Source organism: Rhodoligotrophos sp. CJ14 (assembly GCF_038811545.1).
Taxonomy (GTDB): domain Bacteria; phylum Pseudomonadota; class Alphaproteobacteria; order Rhizobiales; family Im1; genus Rhodoligotrophos; species Rhodoligotrophos ferricapiens.
The window spans coordinates 4,166,768-4,186,378 of record NZ_CP133319.1 but is presented as its reverse complement, the minus strand read 5'-3'; the positions used below and the strand labels follow the sequence as shown (position 1 = coordinate 4,186,378).

17 protein-coding genes are annotated in these 19,611 nt (G+C 61.9%); 5 read left to right on the top strand and 12 right to left on the bottom strand.

Features of this window, described 5'->3' with window-relative positions; all coding sequences use genetic code 11:
• Position 1: 1 nt before the first annotated feature.
• From RCF49_RS19500 to RCF49_RS19480, 5 genes are all read right to left on the bottom strand, one after another.
• Entirely contained in the window at positions 2 to 697 is a 696-nt protein-coding gene (locus RCF49_RS19500; RefSeq protein WP_342641448.1) for a glutathione S-transferase N-terminal domain-containing protein, read from the bottom strand.
• Positions 698 to 959: 262 nt separating this feature from the next.
• Complete coding sequence (locus tag RCF49_RS19495; protein ID WP_342640262.1) at positions 960 to 1,505, bottom strand: carboxymuconolactone decarboxylase family protein; 546 nt, start codon at positions 1,503 to 1,505, stop codon at positions 960 to 962.
• Positions 1,506 to 1,536: 31 nt separating this feature from the next.
• A complete protein-coding gene (locus RCF49_RS19490; RefSeq protein ID WP_342641447.1) occupies positions 1,537 to 2,154 on the bottom strand; it encodes a nitroreductase family protein in 618 nt (205 codons plus the stop codon).
• 86 nt (positions 2,155 to 2,240) lie between these two features.
• Positions 2,241 to 3,158: an NADP-dependent oxidoreductase gene (locus tag RCF49_RS19485; RefSeq protein WP_342641446.1), complete on the bottom strand. Its 918-nt coding sequence runs from the start codon at positions 3,156 to 3,158 to the stop codon at positions 2,241 to 2,243.
• Positions 3,159 to 3,602: 444 nt separating this feature from the next.
• Positions 3,603 to 4,622 carry an AraC family transcriptional regulator gene (locus tag RCF49_RS19480; RefSeq protein WP_342641445.1) on the bottom strand — a complete coding sequence of 340 codons (1,020 nt, stop codon included), beginning with the start codon at positions 4,620 to 4,622 and terminating at the stop codon, positions 3,603 to 3,605.
• 304 nt (positions 4,623 to 4,926) lie between these two features.
• Here RCF49_RS19480 and RCF49_RS19475 point away from each other — a divergent pair, with 304 nt between their 5' ends.
• Positions 4,927 to 5,328: a hypothetical protein gene (locus RCF49_RS19475; protein WP_342641444.1), complete on the top strand. Its 402-nt coding sequence runs from the start codon at positions 4,927 to 4,929 to the stop codon at positions 5,326 to 5,328.
• A gap of 111 nt (positions 5,329 to 5,439) precedes the next feature.
• Here the strand turns inward: RCF49_RS19475 and RCF49_RS19470 are convergent, their stop codons facing one another.
• The 4 genes from RCF49_RS19470 to guaB all read right to left on the bottom strand — a co-directional run bounded on the left by RCF49_RS19470 (position 5,440) and on the right by guaB (position 10,877).
• Complete coding sequence (locus RCF49_RS19470; protein ID WP_342641443.1) at positions 5,440 to 6,051, bottom strand: imm11 family protein; 612 nt, start codon at positions 6,049 to 6,051, stop codon at positions 5,440 to 5,442.
• A gap of 408 nt (positions 6,052 to 6,459) precedes the next feature.
• Positions 6,460 to 8,007 (bottom strand): glutamine-hydrolyzing GMP synthase, encoded by a 1,548-nt coding sequence (gene guaA / locus RCF49_RS19465; protein WP_342641442.1) that lies wholly within the window; start codon positions 8,005 to 8,007, stop codon positions 6,460 to 6,462.
• A 46-nt stretch (positions 8,008 to 8,053) separates the two neighbouring features.
• Positions 8,054 to 9,346, bottom strand: coding sequence for an RsmB/NOP family class I SAM-dependent RNA methyltransferase (locus RCF49_RS19460; RefSeq protein ID WP_342641441.1), 1,293 nt, complete (start codon positions 9,344 to 9,346; stop codon positions 8,054 to 8,056).
• Between the two features lie 28 nt (positions 9,347 to 9,374).
• The gene (gene guaB, locus RCF49_RS19455; protein WP_342641440.1) at positions 9,375 to 10,877 is read right to left on the bottom strand and encodes an IMP dehydrogenase; all 1,503 of its coding nucleotides are present in this window, start codon (positions 10,875 to 10,877) and stop codon (positions 9,375 to 9,377) included.
• A gap of 234 nt (positions 10,878 to 11,111) precedes the next feature.
• Between guaB and RCF49_RS19450 the strand changes: the two genes are divergently transcribed.
• A complete protein-coding gene (locus tag RCF49_RS19450; protein ID WP_342641439.1) occupies positions 11,112 to 12,572 on the top strand; it encodes a DHA2 family efflux MFS transporter permease subunit in 1,461 nt (486 codons plus the stop codon).
• 25 nt (positions 12,573 to 12,597) lie between these two features.
• On the opposite strand, the gene RCF49_RS19445 is transcribed toward RCF49_RS19450, so the two are convergent.
• Both RCF49_RS19445 and RCF49_RS19440 read right to left on the bottom strand, forming a co-directional pair.
• A complete protein-coding gene (locus RCF49_RS19445) occupies positions 12,598 to 13,293 on the bottom strand; it encodes an RlmE family RNA methyltransferase (RefSeq protein ID WP_342641438.1) in 696 nt (231 codons plus the stop codon).
• A complete protein-coding gene (locus RCF49_RS19440) occupies positions 13,293 to 14,312 on the bottom strand; it encodes a Ppx/GppA phosphatase family protein (protein ID WP_432807330.1) in 1,020 nt (339 codons plus the stop codon). Before RCF49_RS19440 ends, RCF49_RS19445 begins: the two co-directional genes overlap by 1 nt.
• A 516-nt stretch (positions 14,313 to 14,828) precedes the next feature.
• Here RCF49_RS19440 and RCF49_RS19435 point away from each other — a divergent pair.
• The 3 genes from RCF49_RS19435 (at position 14,829) to RCF49_RS19425 (ending at position 18,797) form a co-directional block, all read left to right on the top strand.
• Positions 14,829 to 15,704, top strand: coding sequence for a sensor histidine kinase (locus RCF49_RS19435; RefSeq protein ID WP_342641437.1), 876 nt, complete (start codon positions 14,829 to 14,831; stop codon positions 15,702 to 15,704).
• Entirely contained in the window at positions 15,701 to 17,599 is a 1,899-nt protein-coding gene (locus tag RCF49_RS19430) for an ATP-binding protein (RefSeq protein WP_342641436.1), read from the top strand. The genes RCF49_RS19435 and RCF49_RS19430 overlap by 4 nt, the downstream gene beginning before the upstream one ends.
• Before the next feature lie 61 nt (positions 17,600 to 17,660).
• Complete coding sequence (locus tag RCF49_RS19425) at positions 17,661 to 18,797, top strand: hypothetical protein (RefSeq protein WP_342641435.1); 1,137 nt, start codon at positions 17,661 to 17,663, stop codon at positions 18,795 to 18,797.
• Positions 18,798 to 18,836: 39 nt separating this feature from the next.
• On the opposite strand, the gene RCF49_RS19420 is transcribed toward RCF49_RS19425, so the two are convergent.
• The gene (locus tag RCF49_RS19420) at positions 18,837 to 19,559 is read right to left on the bottom strand and encodes an META domain-containing protein (RefSeq protein ID WP_342641434.1); all 723 of its coding nucleotides are present in this window, start codon (positions 19,557 to 19,559) and stop codon (positions 18,837 to 18,839) included.
• Positions 19,560 to 19,611: the final 52 nt, after the last annotated feature.

Sequence of the window (19,611 nt, the reverse complement as noted above, 5' to 3'; positions counted from 1 at the left end):
TCTAGCTCGCCGTCACCTCCAGCCCGCGCTGCACTGCCGGACGTGCTAGGCCACGGTCGAGCCACGCCTGCACATGAAGAAAACGATCGAAGCCGACCAGCTCGCGCGCTTCGTAAAAGCCGATCAGGTTGCGCACCCAGCCGAGCAGGGAAATATCGGCGATGCTATAGTCGGCGCCCATCACCCAGTCGCGACCGGCGAGCCGTTCGTCGAGGACACCAAGCAGCCGCGCGGACTCCTTTGCGTAGCGATCGCGCGGGCGCTTGTCCTCATAGGCCTTGCCCGCGAATTTGTTGAAGAAGCCGACCTGGCCGAACATCGGCCCGACACCGCCCATCTGCCACATCACCCACTGGATCGTTTCGTAGCGGGTGTTCGGATCGGCCGAGATGAATCGTCCCGTCTTGTCGGCGAGGTAAAGGAGGATCGCGCCCGATTCGAACAGCGCGAGCGGCTTGCCGCTCGGCCCGTCGGGATCGTAGATGGCGGGAATCTTGCCGTTGGGGTTGAGCGCGAGAAAGGCCGGGTCGTGATTTTCGGCCGCCATGATGTCGATCCGATGCGGCTCATAGGCGAGGCCCGTTTCCTCCAGCATGATGCCGACCTTTACGCCGTTGGGCGTCGGCAGAGAAAAGAGCTGGAGCCGATCAGGGTACTGCGCCGGCCAACGCGCGAAAATTGGATGATCGAGCGTCACTTTCTTCCTCCTACGTGTGATGTCGCATCTCAGCGGCCGGCGCTTTGCCCACCGTCGATGTGCAGACTCTCTCCGGTGATAAACGGTGCAGAGCCGAAACAGGATGGCGATATCACATGTTCACTCATGCGTCCGATAGGCGAGAAGGCGCCGAGCGCTTCGTGATTTTCAGGCGCGTGCATCGGCGTCGATATTTCCCGAAGCAACGGCGTTCACATGAAATCTCTCACCTTCGGAGATCCTCACTGCAATCCTCTGGGGCTCAGACCGAGCCAGCCGGCGCAACGGCGGGAAAATCCTGCTCGGGATCGAACACGTTGTTGAAAAAATTCGTCAGAGAATACATGGCCACCAGCGCGACGATCTCCATGACGTTCGCATCCGTGTAGCCGGCATCGCGGACCGCCTTCACGTCGGCATCACTGACCTTGCCGCGGGTCTCGATGACCTTGCGTGCGAACTGGACCGCGGCATCGCGCTTGGGATCGCTCGCATGACCCTTCCGAGCAAGCATGATTTCATTGGCCGGCAGCTTGGCCATATGCTCGGCCGTGAAGCTGTGAACCGTCAGGCAGTAGTTGCAGCCATTCACTTCGGAAACAGCAAGGCCGATGCTGTCACGCGTCTTCACGTCGAGCGCCTTGCTCAAAGAGCCGAGCAAGGTGGCCCAGGCGTTGAACGCGATCGGGCTCTGCGCGAATGTCGCCATCATATTCGGGGTGAACCCGATGCTCTTGGTGAACGCATCGAGAGTCGGTTTGGAATGCGCCGGCACCTGGTCGGGCTTCAGAGCTGTAGCTCTTGGCATTCTAGTCTCCGCAATACTGATTTACTGACAGTCACACGAGATCCAGCACATCGGCCACCGGACGGCGGGGCTTTTGCGGCCAGTTGCCCGGACGCTCTGCACCCACGGACAGCAGCATCACGGGCACTTCATCCTCGGCCAGTCCGAACTCGCGGTGCACCGCTTTGTCATCGAAACCGATCATCGGCGTCGAACCCAAGCCCCATGAGCGAGCCGCATAAATCATCGCTGCTGCGCCGAATGTGGCGGTGCGCACCGCTTCATCGCGCTGGCGCTGCGGGAAATCCTGATACAGACCGCGGGCGGGGATTTCCCATTCCGGCACCATCTTTGCCGGCATGATGCCCGCTTCCACCACCGGTGCCAGGCGCTCCGGCACTACGCTGGAATCAGCCAACTGGCCGATGACGATGAAGGTCACGGCTGCTTCCGTGATCGCAGGCTGATCCCACGCGATCGGACGTAGACGAGCCTTGGCTTCCCGCGTTCGCACGGCGATGAAGCGCCAGTTCTGCAAGTGGAAGGAGGTCGGCGCAGTGGTGCCGATTCGGACCAACTCCCGAATCTGATCGTCGCTCAAGGTGGCGGCAGGGTCGTAGTACTTGGTGGCGGTTCGGCTCAAGATGCATTCGATGACGCCATTGGTCATGGGTGATTCCTGTGAGTGAAGGGATAGGTTGAATTGCCGGCCGATCTGGAGAGCACCGGCCGCGTGCATCGATAGGTGGGTGTCGTTCACGGACGAACGCGAATGACCGTCTTCCCGGCCCGCCGTTCGGTCGAGTTGAGGGCGGCGACAGCTTTGTCGAGGGTCGAGACGTTGCCGATATTCGGCCGCAGCCGTCCGTCCCGCACCCGTTGGACGATCTCACTCAATTGGGCACGATCGGCCTCGACAACGAAGTCGATCGCCAAGCCATCGGCGGGGCGCGCCTGGACTGGCCCAACGACCGACACCAGTGTTCCTCCGGCTCGAATCAGGCCTGCGGACCGCTTGCCGATGTCGCCGCCGATGACATCGAACACCAGGTCGACGCCGCCGACGTCTTCCAGCGCGTCGTTGTCAAGGTCGACGAACTCCTGCGCACCGTAGTCGAGCACTTTCTGACGGTCGGCCGCGCGTCCGGTGCCGATGACATACGCGCCGGCTTCGCGCGCGAGTTGCGTCACCATCGTCCCGACTGCGCCGGCCGCGCCGTGCGCGAGGACGCTCTGCCCCGCCTGAAGACGGCCGTGTTGGAAGAGGCCCTGCCACGCGGTGAGCCCCGAGATCGGCAGGCTCGCACCCGCCGTGAACTCGACGTCGCCCGGCAGCGGCGCGAGGTTACGTGCCTCGACGGCCGTATACTCCGCCAGGGTGCCGTCGCGATACCAGTCGGCGAGGCCGAGCACCCGCTGTCCGACCGACAGTCCCGTCGTACCATAGCCGAGGGCGGTGACCACTCCGGCCAGCTCGTGGCCGGGGATCGACGGTGTTCGGTCACGGCCGGCGCGATCGGTCCAGGTCGAGGGCCACTCCATCTCGGTCGGGACGAATCCCGATGCATAAATCTGAACGACGACGTCGTTTATCGCTGCCTGCGGCTCGGGCCGCTCCACCAGCTTCATCCCAGCCAATCCCGCGGCCTGGTCCGTCACAATGATTGCCTTCATCGTCCACCTGCCTGTGTGTCGTAGCTCGTCATCTTGGGAATTACATTGCAGACGAGCTAAAACAGGGCGCACGCGTGAAGTTCAGCGTGCTTGTAACCGCTAGAAGGGGCTGAACCTGGTGGAGCTCCATTGGATGTCACCGTCAACTATTGCTGGCGCTACCGCGCACCTGTGATGTCGATGCCGCTCACGCTGCGCGCAAAAGCGCTACATCTGAAAAGCACGTTGCCACTGGTGCCGGCGCGACGAAACCCGCGTCAGGCGTCCCTGGACGAGCGGACACGCATTCGGGATTCCAGAGCTGCCCAGCGTCGGATCAGTGCACAACCGTGCACGAACGTGGCTAGAGCGTTCCGCTTTCCGTTGAATCGCGAAACCGCGTCTCAAGTTCTTGCTTGAGGCATGCCTGCGGGGAGAGATGGCGCGGACGCGCGGTGTTTGGGCTCAAGTGCCCTTATCACCCTCACCGTTCTTCATGCGCTGCCGGTATTGGCTGGGATCAACCTCGTAGGCTTTGCGGAAAGCGCGCACGAAGCTCGACCGGCTTTCGTAGCCGGCGTTGTAGGCCACAACCTCGATGGGGGCTGACGTCGTCGTAAGCTCGAGCGCCGCCTGCCGCATCCTGAGGTCGCGAAGGATCACCATGGGCGAACGGCCGAAGATCGCCGAGAACCGCGCCATGAATGCCGACCGACTGAGACCCGCGCTATGCGCCAGGCTCTGAACCGTGTGGGCGGCCCCCGGACGCGCCACCATGTCGGCGAATGCACGCGTGATCTGCCGGTCCGTGAGAATCGAAAAGCGATCAGTCCAGCTGCGGGAGGATTTCATCGACCGCCTCACCAGGGCGATGATGACCTGCTTCAGCAGGGACGCCGTCATGGCGCCCATGCCGATTTCCTGAGCGCAAAGCTCCTCGATCGCTTCGCGAAGCTTCAGGTCGATCTTGTCGGTCGGCTCGAATTTCTCGACCACAGGCTCTCGCAATTCGCGGAACAAGCCGACGGATTGCCCGAAGGATGCGTTGAAGAAGCCGCAGATCTGGATGACCTCTGGTTGTTCGTTGGGTATTCCGATGCGCAATACCCCATCATGCTGCCTCCAGCAATCGCGGGAGATGAGCCTCTTCTGGCCGGTGGGTCCGTCGACTTCAATCGTGAACGGGGTATTCGGAGGCTTGATAATGAGCAGATGAGGCTCGAGCGACATCCAAGGCCCATTGCCGATCGAGATTCGTCCCCTGCCACTGATTGTGTAATGGATCGCCGGCGCGTCCATCGTCCCCATCTCGGCGCGATAGTCCGATGGAATCAGCATCTCGGTGAGCGCGACGACATCGATCTCAAGCGCCCGCATGAGGTTGTTCAGGTCGGCCGCGGCGAGCTTAACGGCAGAGACGGCAATCGTCGAATCGGTCCGCTCTTCCTGTCTGCTTCCGGCCTGCGATTTGGTCGTGTCTTGCATAGGAAGTTGTTTACAAGATCGCACCGTTAATCCAGTAGGCGAATTATGACTTTACACTTGAATCGGACTTTGGGGCACGTTGAAAGGACTCTCCGCTGCAGCCGATCCGTTTGATATACGGGGTCGATCTCGAGCGAGAGGGTGCGCCAGCATCCCTGGAGGGGACTCCCCGCTCGCTGCGCTAATAGGCCTGATTAACGTGGGGAACGTGCCTTGCCAGAGACCCGCGGCCCATTCCAGACTCTTGAATATTCCTAACGGACAGGGCAGCCTCGCGGGCCAATCAAATGAGAAATCGAGAAACATGAAGATAGCCCTCGTAATATTTTTCCTTACAACACAGAGCAGCTATCTCGACAACACCGAGGCCGATGCGACTGAAGGGGCCTTTGATACAATTCAGTTTCTGGCAACAGATCGCGGGGCCTGGCGTATCAAGACTTATGCGATAGACCAGGACGTGCATGTCTGGTCTATTGCTGGGACTCCCGGTGATATCGTCGCGTTAGCTCGACAAAATACCGAGAAACATTACGGCGACGTGCTCGCGGAGGGCTACGTCATCGAGACCACTGAGGGCGTTGAAGGCGTGCGGAGCGAACTTCGTAAGCGCGGGCTCTCAGATCATTTGGAAATTGCGGAGAACGGCATGCTGTTCTGGGCTCCAGAGGGAACGCAATATCGGACCAAATCAAAGCCGCAGTGAACTTGGTCTTTGCCAGCGATGAGTTCATTCGGGGTGGAACGACGCACGTCTCCCACCCAGCAAACCCGGCTCGCAGCGCCCCCAGCGCGCGCATGCGATTGCTCTTCGGGATCAGCGCCACCACGAATGTCTTTTTCTAAAGCGCCGGTCGCGAGGCGGAAAAATGACCTCACGCACCGGGTGAGTCTCATCGCTCCACACGAGTTTGAACCCAATTCCACAAAACCCCATGTCCTTGATCTGGTCAATGAATCCGGCCTGCATATACAAGTTCGATGCTCGGTAGGGCAGTTTGAAGATGAGCTGATTCCCAACAGCTTCCTGGCGAAACACATAGCGCTCAATGTTCAGGATATCGCCGTCGTCGAAGCGTATGATTTTCGACCGATTTTCGTCTAGCGCATCCAAGACGGTCGTCGCGTTAAATAGCTCCAGTCCATCACCGCCCTTCAGCGGCAAGAACTCACCATATGGCCTCATTATCTCGCGCAGGCTGTCGGCCGCGTCGGAGCGAAGAATGAGGACATGCGACCCATACCATGGAAAATCAGAATATCCCCGTGGCGTACCCTTGTCGTCCTCAGTGAGGAGGTCCATTCCGATAGGGGTCCAGTGAAGTTGATGCTGCCCGCGAAGATCCGACAGCACATGATTATCCTCCAGCACCTTCGGCATGGTCCATTCCTGTCCGTCGGCGAGGGTTAACTCATAGACTTTCATCATCTCACCGCTGAGTGATCCCTTCCCGAAGCGGCTCCTCGAACTGCTCCCCTCCCGGCCGCCACCGCGATCGCGGTTGCAATGGAAACGGTGAGGTTGGACTAAGCTTGAGCAGGCGCCGAGGAGACACCGTGGCCAAACTCACGCTTACCATACCTGCGCTTTACCTGGCCCTTGTTGGCCGGGCGCTAAGGGTCTTTCCGATGGAGTTCGGCCGCGACGCTGTGCAGACTAAGCTATGACGGTTTCAAAAACAGCAGGATCAATATGGGTAAGGGCCGTCGGCCGTGACGGTACATGCGATCTATGCCCACTGATAGGTATCGATAGGCCCAGTCACGAAAATTATTTTATTTCAGCGTCTTACGTCGCACTCTGGCGTAAAATGGGCGGCGTTCGGATGGGCCTGAATCATTCCCACTCGATTGTTCCCGGCGGTTTGCTCGTCACATCATAGACGACGCGGTTGACGCCGCGCACCTCGTTGATGATGCGCGTGGCGGTGCGGCCCAGGAAGTCCATGTCGAAATGGTAGAAATCCGCCGTCATGCCATCGGTCGAGGTCACGGCCCTGAGCGCCAGGACGCTCTCATAGGTGCGGCCATCGCCCATGACGCCCACCGTCTGCACCGGCAGAAGCACGGCAAAGGCCTGCCAGATCGCATCATAAAGGCCGGCTTTGCGGATCTCATCGAGATAGATGGCATCCGCCTGGCGCAGGATGTCGAGCTTCTCGCGGGTGACCCCGCCGGGACAGCGGATGGCCAGCCCCGGCCCGGGAAAGGGATGACGGCCGACGAACCGCTCCGGCAGGCCGAGCTCGCGGCCAAGCGCGCGCACCTCGTCCTTGAACAGCTCGCGCAGTGGCTCGACCAGCTTCATGTTCATGCGCTCGGGCAAACCACCGACATTATGGTGGGATTTGATGGTCTGCGAGGGGCCGCCGTGGAAGGAGACGCTCTCGATCACATCGGGGTAAAGGGTGCCCTGGGCCAGGAAATCAGCCCCGCCCAGCTTCTTTGCCTGTTCCTCGAAGACCTCGATGAACAGCCGGCCGATGGTCTTCCGCTTGACCTCGGGATCGGCCTCACCCTCCAGCGCGCCGATGAAGCGGTCAGAGGCGTCCACGTGAATGAGGGGAATATTGTAGTGGTCGCGGAACATGGAGACCACTTCCTGCGCCTCGTTGAGCCGCATGAGGCCATGATCGACAAAAACGCAGGTCAGTTGCTCGCCGATTGCTTCGTGAATCAAGATGGCGGCAACCGAGCTGTCGACACCGCCGGACAGAGCGCAGAGCACGCGGCCCTCGCCCACTTCGCGGCGGATGCGCTGCACCGCAGCCTCGCGGAAGGCGGCCATTGACCAGTCGCCCTTTATGCCGGCCACCTGATGCACGAAATTGGCGATCAGCTTGGCCCCATCCGGGGTGTGCACCACCTCTGGATGGAACTGGACCGCGTAGATGCGTCGCTCGTCATCAGCAATGGCGGCGAAAGGCGCGCCGTCGGAGGTGCCCACCACACGGAAACCTTCCGGAATGGCCGTCACCCGGTCGCCATGGCTCATCCAGACCTGATGGCGCTCGCCCTTGCGCCACACGCCGTCGAACAGGCGGCAATCGTCCCTGACCTCGAGGAAAGCCCGGCCGAATTCCCGGTGATGGCCGCCTTCGACCTTGCCGCCGAGCTGAGCGCAGATCGTCTGCTCGCCATAGCAGATGCCAAGCACCGGCAGGCCCGCATCGAAGATCGCCTGGGGCGCGCGCGGCGAGCCCATGTCCAGGGCGCTTGCCGGGCTGCCGGAGAGGATCACGGCGCGCGGCTTGATGCGCGAAAAAGCTGCTTCCGCCGACTGGAACGGCACGATCTCGGAATAGACGCCTGCCTCTCGTACCCGGCGGGCGATCAGCTGGGTGACCTGGCTGCCGAAATCGATGATCAGAACAGTGTCGGACATGCAAGTGCTTTCATGGCTAGGGGGCTGAATGACGCCTGCTGGCGGATCATCGTCCAGCCTCGATGACCGCTATATAGAACCCGTCCGTCCGGTGAACAGCGGGGGTGAGCAAAAGCCCATGGGGATCGGCAGAAGCGGACACGGGCGCATCACCGCCAATCGCCTCCGCCCAGACTTCAGCCCAGGGCAGAACGCGGAACCGAGAATGGCGCTCAAGGAATGACGCGACCTGATCGCCATTCTCCTCGGCGAGCACCGAGCAGGTTATGTATATGAGCCTGCCGCCCGGCTTGACCAGAGCAGCGGCCTTGTCCAGCACGTCGCGCTGGTCCTGCAATCGTTGCTCCAAGGCTTGCGGCTTCAAGCGCCATTTCGCATCAGGATGCCTGCGCCATGCGCCCGTGCCGGTGCAAGGTGCATCCACCACCACGCGGTCGAGCCTGCCGCCCAGGCCATCCAGGCGCTCGGGCTCGTGCGCACCGATCACCTGCACATTGCGCGCCGATGCCCTCGTCATCCGCGCGAAGATCGGCTTCAGCCGGCTTGCGTCGGCATCATGGGCATAGATCTGCCCCTTGTTCTCCATGGCGGCCGCCAGGGCGAGGGTCTTGCCGCCGGCGCCCGCGCAGAGATCGGCCACCTGCATGCCCGGGCGCGCTGCCACCAGAAGGGCGGCCAGTTGCGATCCCTCGTCCTGCACCTCGAATTGTCCGCGCTCATGGGCCGCGTCACGCTCAATATTTGGGGAGCGGCCGAGCCCCTCGGGTGGCGCGAGGCGAAGGCCAACCGGGGATAATCGCGTTGGCTCGGGCGCGAAACGGGCCAGCGCCTTAAGCACCTTCTCGCGGCTCGCTTTCAGCGTGTTCACCCGAAGGTCGATGGGCGCCCTTTCGCTCAAAGCGGCCCCCTCCGCCGCCGCGCGCTCGCCGAAAACGCGGGCGAGGGAGGGGCCTAGCCATTCGGGATAGTTGCCGAGCACCCATGGCTCATGGGCCGGCGCATCGCTGGCGGCCAGTCGCTTGCGCTCGGCATCGCTCAGGGGCGCGGGTCCATGAGGAACGTCGATGAGGCGCGCGAGCCCGTCTTCGTCGAGCTGCAAGAGCTCGGCCGCAGCCGCCAGAGCGAGCGCGCGTGACGCATCATCCTGCATCCGAGCCGCCAAGCTGTTTCGGCGACGGAGCGCGTCGAAGACAAGGTTGCCTATGGCTGCCCGGTCGCCGGCGCCGGCGAAGCGGTGCATCCGGCCCCAATCCTTGAGCGCCTCGCTTGCCGGACGATGGCGGTCGATCACGTCGGTGAGGACTTCGATCGCCGCCTCAATGCGTGCGCCCGGCGTCATCGTTGCGGAGCCGCAGAATTCACCCGGTTCACAGCCGCGTCGGATAGTTCGGCGATTCGCGGGTGATCACCACATCATGCACGTGGCTCTCGCGCGCGCCGGCCGAGGTGATCTGGACGAACTCGGCCTTGTTGCGGAACTCGGCGAGGTCGGCTGCACCGGTATAGCCCATGGCGGCCCTCAAGCCGCCGACGAGCTGATGCAGCACGCTGGCAAGCGGCCCCTTATAGGGCACCTGCCCTTCGATGCCCTCCGGCACGAGTTTGAGCTGGTCCTTCACATCCTGCTGGAAATAGCGATCGGCCGAACCGCGGGCCATGGCACCGAGCGAGCCCATGCCGCGATAGGCCTTATAGGACCTGCCCTGATAGAGAAACACCTCACCTGGGCTCTCATCCGTTCCGGCCAGAAGCGAGCCGACCATGGCGACGCTGGCCCCCGCCGCGAGCGCCTTGGCAAGGTCACCGGAATATTTGATGCCGCCATCGGCGATGACGGGAACGTCGGCTTTGTGGGCCTCGGCAGCACTTTCGAGAATGGCCGAGAGCTGAGGGACACCAACCCCCGCCACGATGCGGGTCGTGCAGATCGAGCCCGGACCGATGCCGACCTTGATCGCATCGGCGCCCGCATCGATCAGCGCCCTGGTGGCCTCGGCGGTCGCCACATTGCCGGCGATGACCTGCACCTTGTTGCTGAGCCGCTTGATGCGGCGCACCTGGTCGATCACGTGCTGGGAATGGCCATGGGCCGTGTCCACCACGACCAGGTCCACGCCTGCATCGATCAGATGCTCGGCGCGCTCAAAGCCCTGATCGCCGGTGCCGGTCGCCCCAGCCACCCGCAAGCGACCTTGATCATCCTTGCAGGCATTCGGGTGTTTCGCCGCCTTCTCGATATCCTTCACCGTGATCAGGCCGACGCAGCGGAAATCGTCGTCAACGACCAGGAGCTTCTCGATGCGATGCTTGTGCAGAAGCCGCTTGGCCTCCTCGCGATCGACGGTTTCGCGCACCGTCACGAGATTCTCGTGGGTCATCAGCTCGGACACGCGCTGGCGCAGGTCAGTGGCAAAGCGCACGTCGCGATTTGTGAGGATGCCAACCAGCTTCCCCGCACCGCCGCCGCCCGCGCCGTTCCGCTCGGTGACCGGAATGCCTGAAATTCCATGGCGGGCCATCAATTCCAGGGCCTCGGCGAGAGTTGCCTCCGGCGCGATGGTGACGGGATTGATCACCATGCCGGATTCAAACTTCTTAACGCGGCGCACATGCTCGGCCTGAATCTCCGGATCCATGTTCCGATGGAGCACGCCCAGGCCTCCGGCCTGCGCCATGGCAATGGCAAGTGGCGCTTCGGTCACGGTGTCCATCGCCGAGGAAATGATCGGGATGTTCAGCTTGATGTCGCGCGTCAGATGGGTGCGCGTGTCCACCTCTGCGGGCAATACTGACGATGCAGCAGGCTTCAGAAGCACGTCATCAAAGGTCAAAAACAAGGGAAAAGACGTCGCCGCTGCGGGGATCGCCATTATGCCAGCCTCCGTACGAGCCAATGTCTCGGCTCGATGCTCATCTCACGGATTGGATATCCGTGCCGGGCCCCTGGGCCCAAGGATGGCGAGCGTCTTTAACACCGCCTGGCGTTTTTGGAAAGGGTTTAGCACGCATATTCTTCCCCGCGTCCTGCGCATAGCTGCAGTACGGGTAGGCTTGTTGACGCGATTTCCAAGCAACAGCATTTTCAAGACCAGGAATTTGTACATATGCCTCGCCAACGCCTGATCGCCCTTATCGTCGCCTGCGCGCTGTTCATGCAGAATCTGGATTCGACGGTCCTCGGCACCGCGCTGCCGGCCATCGGTCATTCATTCGGCGTCGATCCGCTCAGCCTGCACCTCGCGATGACGGCCTATCTGCTGAGCCTTGCGGTGTTCATGCCGATCTCGGGCTGGATGGCAGACCGGTTCGGGGCGCGGCGCGTATTCTGCTATGCGGTGTTCTTATTCACGGTCTCGTCAATTGCCTGCGGCCTTGCACCGAATGTCACAACGCTGATCGCCGCGCGCGTGCTGCAGGGCATAGGTGGCGCCATGATGGTGCCGGTCGCGCGGCTCGTGCTCGTGCGCAACGTGCCAAAATCCGAGCTGGTGGGGGCCATGGCGTGGGTGACGATGCCGGCGCTGGTCGGGCCGGTGCTCGGACCGCTGGTCGGCGGCTTTCTCGTGACCTATGCCAGCTGGCACTGGATCTTCTGGATCAATGTACCGTTCGGGATCATCGCCATCACCATGGCGCTGGCCTTCATTCCCGAGGTTCAGGAACAGGACGTTCCACCGCTCGACCTTTCCGGCTTCCTGCTTTGCGGGCTCGGTGTGGCCGGGCTCGTGTTCGGGCTCGAAAATTTGGGCGATGGCGCGATGCCGCTTCAAATTTCGCTGCCCGCGGCGGGGCTGGGGACTTTGCTGCTTGCCGCCTATGTCTATCACGCCCGGCACATGTCCAATCCGATCATCGATCTGCGCCTGCTCAAGTTCGCAACGTTCCGCGCGAGCGTCCTGGGGGGTAGCCTGTTCCGGATCGGGGTCGGCGCCCTCCCCTTCCTATTGCCGCTGCTACTGCAGGTGGGCTTCGGCAGGAGCGCACTCGAATCAGGCGCGGTGACTTTTGCGGCAGCCGCGGGCGCCCTGGTCATGAAAGCGGCGGTCGGCCGGGTGTTGAGCGAGTGGGGCTTTCGCAATGTGCTCGTTTGGAATGCGTGGCTCTGCGGCCTCAGCATGGCGGCATGCGCCCTGTTCACGCCATCCACTCCGTATTGGGTGATGGTCGGTATCCTGCTCGTCGGAGGACTTTTCCGGTCGCTGCAATTCACCGCTCTCAACACGATCGCCTTTGCCGATATCCCTCAGCGCATGCTCTCGAACGCCACAGGTTTCATCAGCATGGCGCAGCAACTTGCGCTTAGCATCGGCATCGCGCTCGGCGCTGCGCTTCTACAGTTATCCATGCTGTTGACCGGCGGTGAGGTCACGACCGACACCTTCACCCCGGCCTTCATTGCCGTTGGGGTCATTTCAGCTGTGGCCTCGCTGACATTCATGCGATTGCATCAGGACGCGGGCGCCGAAATGTCGGGCCGGGCCGTGCAGACCGCCGGCCATTCCGGCGCGATGGGCGGAAGCACGCCCGCCGCCGTGGCGACGCGCGATCCGGCACTGGATGAATAGACCGGCCGAGCAAAGCTCGGGAGGATCAGGAAGCGCGGCCACGAAAGCCCGTGGCAAGCACATAGAGCTCTGCCGATTCCGGACGGCTCGCCTTGGGCTTCACATGCCGAACCGTTTTGAAGGCGCGCTTCATTCCAGCCAGGAGCTCATGCTCCGTGCCGCCCTGGAAAACCTTGGCAAGGAAGACGCCCCCGGGGGCTAGAACCTCATAGGCGAAGTCAAGGGCTGCCTCGCAGAGCGCCATGACCTTCAGATGATCTGTCTTGGCGTGCCCCGTTGCCGGTGCCGCCATGTCCGACATCACCACATCCGCCTCGCCGCCAAGCGCGTCGATGATCGCATCCGGGGCGGTGCGATCAAGGAAATCGAGGATGATCGAGGTCACGCCGGGGAGGTTTTCGAAGGCATTGATGTCAAGTGCCACCACGCGGCCACGGCCTTCGAGGGATCCCACCCGCTTGGCGGCGACCTGGGACCAGCCGCCGGGTGCTGCGCCGAGGTCCACCACCCGCTTGCCGGGCTGGAGCAAGTGGTATTTATCGTCGATTTCGATGAGCTTGAAGGCGGCGCGCGACCGGTAACCTTGGCGTTTTGCCTCAGCCACATAGGGATCGTTCAGCTGGCGCTCGAGCCAGAGCTTCGAGGAAACGGTGCGCTTCTTCGCCGTCTTCACGCGCACGGCAAGCTGCCGGGATCCGCCCCGGCCAGGCGTTTTCGTCATCAGATTGCCCCTAGCTCGGCAAGGGCGGGCGAATGCCCCGGCTCGATGCCGAAGGTGCCATCCTCGACCATCAAGGTGGTGAGAATGCCTTCACGCAGGCCCCTATCGGCCACGCGGATCAGCTCGCTCGGCCACAGGGCCTGAATGCCCTCGAGAATGGCGCATCCCGCAAGCACGAGATCGGCGCGATCCTTGCCGATGCAAGGGCTTGCCGCACGCTCGGCATAGGACATAGCGAGGAGCTGACGGGTTACCCGCCGCACGTCCTCACGCTTCAGCCAGCAACCATCCACCCGGTTGCGGTCATAGCGCATGAGAGAGAGATGCACGCCGGCAATGGTCGTCACCGTCCCCGAGGTGCCTAGGAGATGATCGGGGGGTGACTCAGGGCCCGCGCCGCAGACCTCGGCGAAGCGGCGCAAGGGCGCTTCCACATAATCGAGCATGGCGTCGAAATCTTCCGGGGTCACATCGATGCCACCGAACATTTCGGCCAGCGTGACCACCCCGAAGGGCAGCGAGGTCCAGTTCACAATACGGTAGCTGCCTCGATCAAGGGCCAGCCACATCAGTTCCGTCGAGCCGCCGCCGATATCGAAAACCAGCGCGGTCCGGGCATCGGGCGCCAGCAACGCTGCAGACCCCGCCACTGCCAATTCAGCCTCAAGGCTGCGATCGATGATCTCCAGCCGCAAGCCCGTTTCGCGTTCCACCCGGTCAATGAAGCTCGAGCCGTTGGCAGCCATGCGGCAGGCTTCCGTCGCGATCAAGCGCCAGCGTGATACGTTCTGCCAAGCCAATTTGCCAGCGCAGACTCGCAAGGCGTCGATGGTGCGGCTCATGGCAAGCTCGCTCAAACGGCCGCTGCCGCTCACCCCTTCACCAAGCCGGACGATGCGCGAAAAGGCATCGATCACCTTGAAGCCGCCAAGCGCCGGCCGTGCAATCAAAAGGCGGCAATTGTTCGTGCCGAGGTCCAAAGCGCCATAGACGGGATAATGGTCGTTCCTGCGGGGCATGCGGCCGCCAGGGCGCCTAGCCTCGGCCACTGATTGGGCAACGCGAGGGGCCCGCGCACAGAGCAGGCCGCCCGCCCCTTGCACCGAGGCGGGGTCTGTCAGTTGAGGCTGCAGGCCACCGTTCGTGACGGTATTCGTGGCCAGGGCCTTTCGCGAGCGCCGCCGTGACCTGCGGCGTCTCCTTCGCCCCTTCTGCGCGCCTTGATCCCCTCCGGTCGTCGTGATCACGGCCATCACCCAGCGGCTGAAACATCGGCCACAGGGTTAACGCCAGGGCCGGATCTGCCGCCTTCAAAATTGTTTGTCGCCTTCATCCTAGCAGCTTGCACCGGAAGGTAAAGCAAGCAGCGCACGGAGGTTGGCCTTTTCCGGAACCCGGCATGGCATTGCGCCGCCGAAATCCCGCCTTTACGGCCCTGCTAACCATTCTCTAATAATTTTAGTAAACAGGTTAACCGGTGGTTTGCCCCTTAGTCGCTAGGTAGTTGCTCGAATGGGCAAGATTGGTCAGTCTTCATGAGCAGCCAGCATCCCCGCCTGCTCACCGGAACCGCGACCGGTCGCGACTCTCTGCTCGCACGCTATAGCCGCGACATGCATCGAGACATGCAGCAAGCCGCCTTGCATAGAAAAACTGAAACAGCTGGTGAGACCGCACTGATGGAGGTGGAAGTCGCGACCAAAGCCAAATCGGACTTCATCGCTCGCATGAGCCATGAGTTGCGCACACCGCTCAACGCTATCATGGGCTTTGCGCATATCCTCTCCCATACGCACAAGGCTGATCAGAGAACGCAGGAATATACCGGATACATCAAAGAAGCTGCCGAGCACCTGCTCGATACGGTGAACCGCATGCTGGATCTCTCAAAGATCCAGGCCGGCAGCCTGGTGCTGGCGCGGGATTCCTTCCATGTGGAGGAGATCGTGCCTTCAGCCATTCAGGCTGTCGAAGAGCAGGCACGACAGCGCGGGATCGAGATCGTCACCGAGCTTGCCGGCGATCTCGGCCCAATCGAGGGGGATGCCGCGCGCATCAAACAGATGCTGGTGAATTTACTCTCGAACGCGGTGAAATTCAGTCACGAAGGCGGCCTCGTCAGAATTGGAGCCGATATGGAGAGCGAACAGCTTGCTCTCTCGGTTGCCGATAATGGAATAGGCATGACGCCGAGCCAGGTGCAGGCGGCCGTGTCGCCCTTCGGCCATGGTTATGCGGTGAGCCGCCGTGGCCATGAAGGCATAGGTCTCGGGCTCGCCTTCTGCGCGGCGGTTATCCACCTCCACCGTGGACGACTGGATATTCGCAGCACTCCCGGAGAAGGCACGGTGGTGACTGCGCATCTGCCCACCAAACTCACCGCACATCACGGCAAGCAGCCTCCGGAATGAGCACGCAACAGCAGGCGATCGGCTCGGAGCACGCGGATGCGCAATCCACTCATCGCGTGGGCCAGATCGTGGCTGTGACCAGCACCCAGGCCATCGTGCTGCTTGAGGGCGATCCATCCGGCGCCGCTTTACGGGATCCGCCTGATATCGGCACATTGCTGAAGCTCGGCGCGCCTCAGTCGGCCAATGTTGTCGGTCTCGTAACGGCGATGAATGCGCCCGCGCCGAGAAGCGAGGATGATCTCCGATTGCTCGAGGTCGAGTTCCTGGGCGAGCTGTCGCGGCAGGGGAGCAGCTTCACCGGACGGTTTCGCCGCGGCGTCTCAATCTTTCCCGTCTTGGACGATGGAGCATTCACCCTCGCGCCGTCAGATCTTGCTGATCTGTTCAGTCCGGCGGCCGCGCAGCCAGACATCCAGCTCGGGGATATTGCAGGTTTTCCGGAGATGCCGGCCATGTTCGGCATCGGGCAACTCCTTCAGGGCCATCTTGCCATTGTCGGTGATCATGGCAGCGGCAAGTCTTGCGCCGTCACTCTCCTGTTGCGCCGGCTGGCCGAGGCGGCACCGCGAGTGCGCGCCGTCGTTCTTGATATCAAGGGTGAGTACGGACCAGCGCTCGGCGATCGAGCGGAAGTGATCGGCCGTGGCCGGTTGCGCCTGCCTCTCTGGCTGCTGAGCCCAGCAGAGCTGACACAGCTGCTGCTTCCCGAACGGACCGACATCGCAGCCTGCCATATCTCGGTTAGCCGTCTCATTGGGCGGGCGAACGCGCTCTATAGGGCGCGAAACACGACAGGTCATCCGCTTCCCGATCGGTCCGGCTTCATCGCGGGCGGCTGGTTGCCCCTGCCCTATGAGACAGCCGATCTTCTCGCCGCAATCGAAGATGATGAGGCGCATTCGGACGCGGATGCTCATCTTGCAAGACAGCTTGCTGATCGGATCGGCGCGATCTCTCACGACCCTGGCTTCTCATTCCTGTTTGCGCCGGGTGGGAGCGAGACGGAAATCCTGGGGCAGATCTTTCAGATCCCTCAGCAGAGCAAGCCGATCACGGTCCTTGATCTGGCGGGCCTGCCGTCCGAGGCTATGCATATCGTTGTCGCCGTGATCACGCGTCTGGCCCTTCGGCTCGCCCGGTTGAGCGGCGGGCAAGTGCCAGCAATTGTCGTCTGCGAGGAGGCCGAGCGCTTTGCGCCGGGCGATCCCGTTGCGCATCCGCCATCCGCCAGACAATCCCTGTTGCAGCTTGCGTGCGACGGTGAGGCGCTGGGCCTCTCCCTGATCATGGTCAGCGCCGAGGCATCGAAGATCGAACCGGCCGTTCTGTCTCGCTGCAAAAGCTTGATGGCCATGAGATTGAGCCGCGAGCGGGACCAGAGTTCGGTCCGCAGCATGGTGTCTGGCCTATCTCCAGGCTGGGCAGGGCTCCTGGCAGTTGCGGCTGACGGCGAAGCCATTCTGTTTGGCGCGGCATTTCCGGTGCCCACACGGATCCGTCTCGATCCATTGCCGCCGGAGAACTGCCCGGCAAAGCCCATATCAGCCCTGTTGGCTGGCGGAGAGGGCGAAGCGTTCCGGCTTGATGTGCCTTCAAATGAGCCGTACCCGCCGCATAAGCCAGCAAAGGCAGAGGACGTCTCCACGGCAGTGTTACCGGATCGGCCATCGCCTATGATGCATGAAAGGCGGCAATCCGGGCAGATGGAGCGCAATACCGTCATCCGTTTCGCTGCCGAGGAGATCTCGTCGCGAGAGGGGACGCGTGATGGATATGCAGCAACGTCCACTACCGAGCGCTTCGCATCCGCCGTCAGGCCGCGGACAGGCGCGGGCTCCATCGACTGGCGAAGCTTGCGCAACCGGATCATCGGCATATCCGGCGAGCGATAATCCGGTCCACTGCCGCTCCCGCAAGGATCTAGGAAGGACAGAATGTCGCCATGATGAGACATTGTTCTTTGGGGAATTGCAATCTGTGGTTGAACATCCATATATCGGTTGTCCCTTTGCGCGGTTGTCTCCGTTTCGAGACCACGCAAAATCCTATATTTTTATGAGAGCATACCCCGTGTTTAGATCGGTTTATCCATCTCCATTCGCAAAAAAGAGCTCCACAACCATACCGGCAGATCCAGGCATTCGTCCGCAATTCAGCAATGCTGCATTGGGCCCCCACCCCCTCGGGAACGTGGCGCCCAGCAAAGCCGTACCGGGATTGGGAAGCGGATTTCGGCCACAGACCACAATTGCCGAACCGAAAGCCGTTCTCCACGAACAAACCGGCAAGGTTGCCAAGCTCATCGGCCTGTTTCAGGGAAATGGCCAGACGAGCCAGCACAGCGTGAGCCATGATCCCTCACTCCACCCGGAAAAACCGGTGGGCGTACTCAAGACCGCTTTTTTGGATCCGGCCCATGGGAGCAATGGACACCTCAGCGCCGCTACTGCGAACGCCCAGTCTCCCTCTCGGATGCCAATCGATGCCGGTTTCAAGGCAAGGCTCGAGAACATCTATCGCAATGAGCCGTCCCGCCCTGTTCCGGTCAAGCATGCCGGACCGCAGGTGAAAGCTGAGCCAGTGCCGACGGACCATGGCCATCAGAAGATCGGCTCCACCCAAAGCCAGCCGGACCATTCAGCCAGCACGCTGACGAAGGCCGTTTCAACGCCCAACCTCGCCGCGGGCGAACATCACGACATTGCCAAGGTGCCACCACCGCCGCCGCCGCCTCCGCCGCCGCTCTCGACCATTGCGATCCGCACGGGTGGGCAGAAAGATCCGAATACTGGAAAGTGGCTGGTCTCAGACGACGTGCCTCGGGGCGCAAACCATGTCGTCAGGGGCCCTCATGCCGGCCTGTCGGCTGATCTTGCCAAAAGCCAGCAGAATCTTACCGACGAGCTCCAGGCCAAATTCAATGCGCTCGGCCACAAGGACCATTATCAGCTCCGGCCATCGGCGCTCGTCAAAGCGGTATCAACGCCCGACCTTACACAAAACGATCATCACTCCTCAGCAGCAGATCCCGCGCTCGAACGGTACCACCATGACCAGGCCAGTGGTCACCATGGTCCCTTCCTCTCCTAGGCGGGATGGCAGCGGGTGTGGAGCCCGCGTCACTTGCCGCTACTCGACTTCGGCGCAGTCCACAGGGGCTGCGTCCTCGCCACCCATCAGATCGTAGAGATTGGCGGTCTCGCCCTTGGTCCACCAGATATATTGCGCACCGGCATCTTTGGCCCCGGAGCCTGACAGAACGTTCGCAGCCACAACGAACTGATCCTTGATGCTCAGCAGCGCCAGTGAAACCGAGCCCGCATTGATATAGGTCACATCGAGACGGGTATCGGTTTCATCGCAGCGATAGCTCAGGGTCTGCGTGGTGATCTCCTCGGCTCCAGGCACGGGAAAGCTTATGGAAGCCTGCGATCGCATGGTCGTCAGGCGCATGATCTCCTTGCCAGCGCCATCGACAAGCAACAGCTTGCCGTGCTGATCACGCTTCCAACTGCGAACAGACTCAAGCGCCTTGAAGAATTTGTTCTCTTGGCCCATCACGGCCGAGATGCAGGCCTTGCGGGTCGAGACCGGCCGGTCGAAAGTGATCGCGTTCCCGTCGATTTTAGCCTGACCGCTATAGGTGTTGCAGCCGCCGGACCCCTGAAACGCACCATCAGCGGTCAGCTCCAGCGTCGTCTGCACCCGGTCGAGCACACCTTGACCGCCGATATCCTCCACCAGCCAGCGTCCGGCCATGGCGCCCGATTGTGCGAAGGCTGATGCTGAACAGATGATGCCGACCAGGCTGAATGCCACCGCGCCGCATATCCGTCTTGCGGTCCTGATCATTGGCCTTTCCCCATGGGTCGTTCCAATTCCATACCGTTGCCCAGTCTGGCAT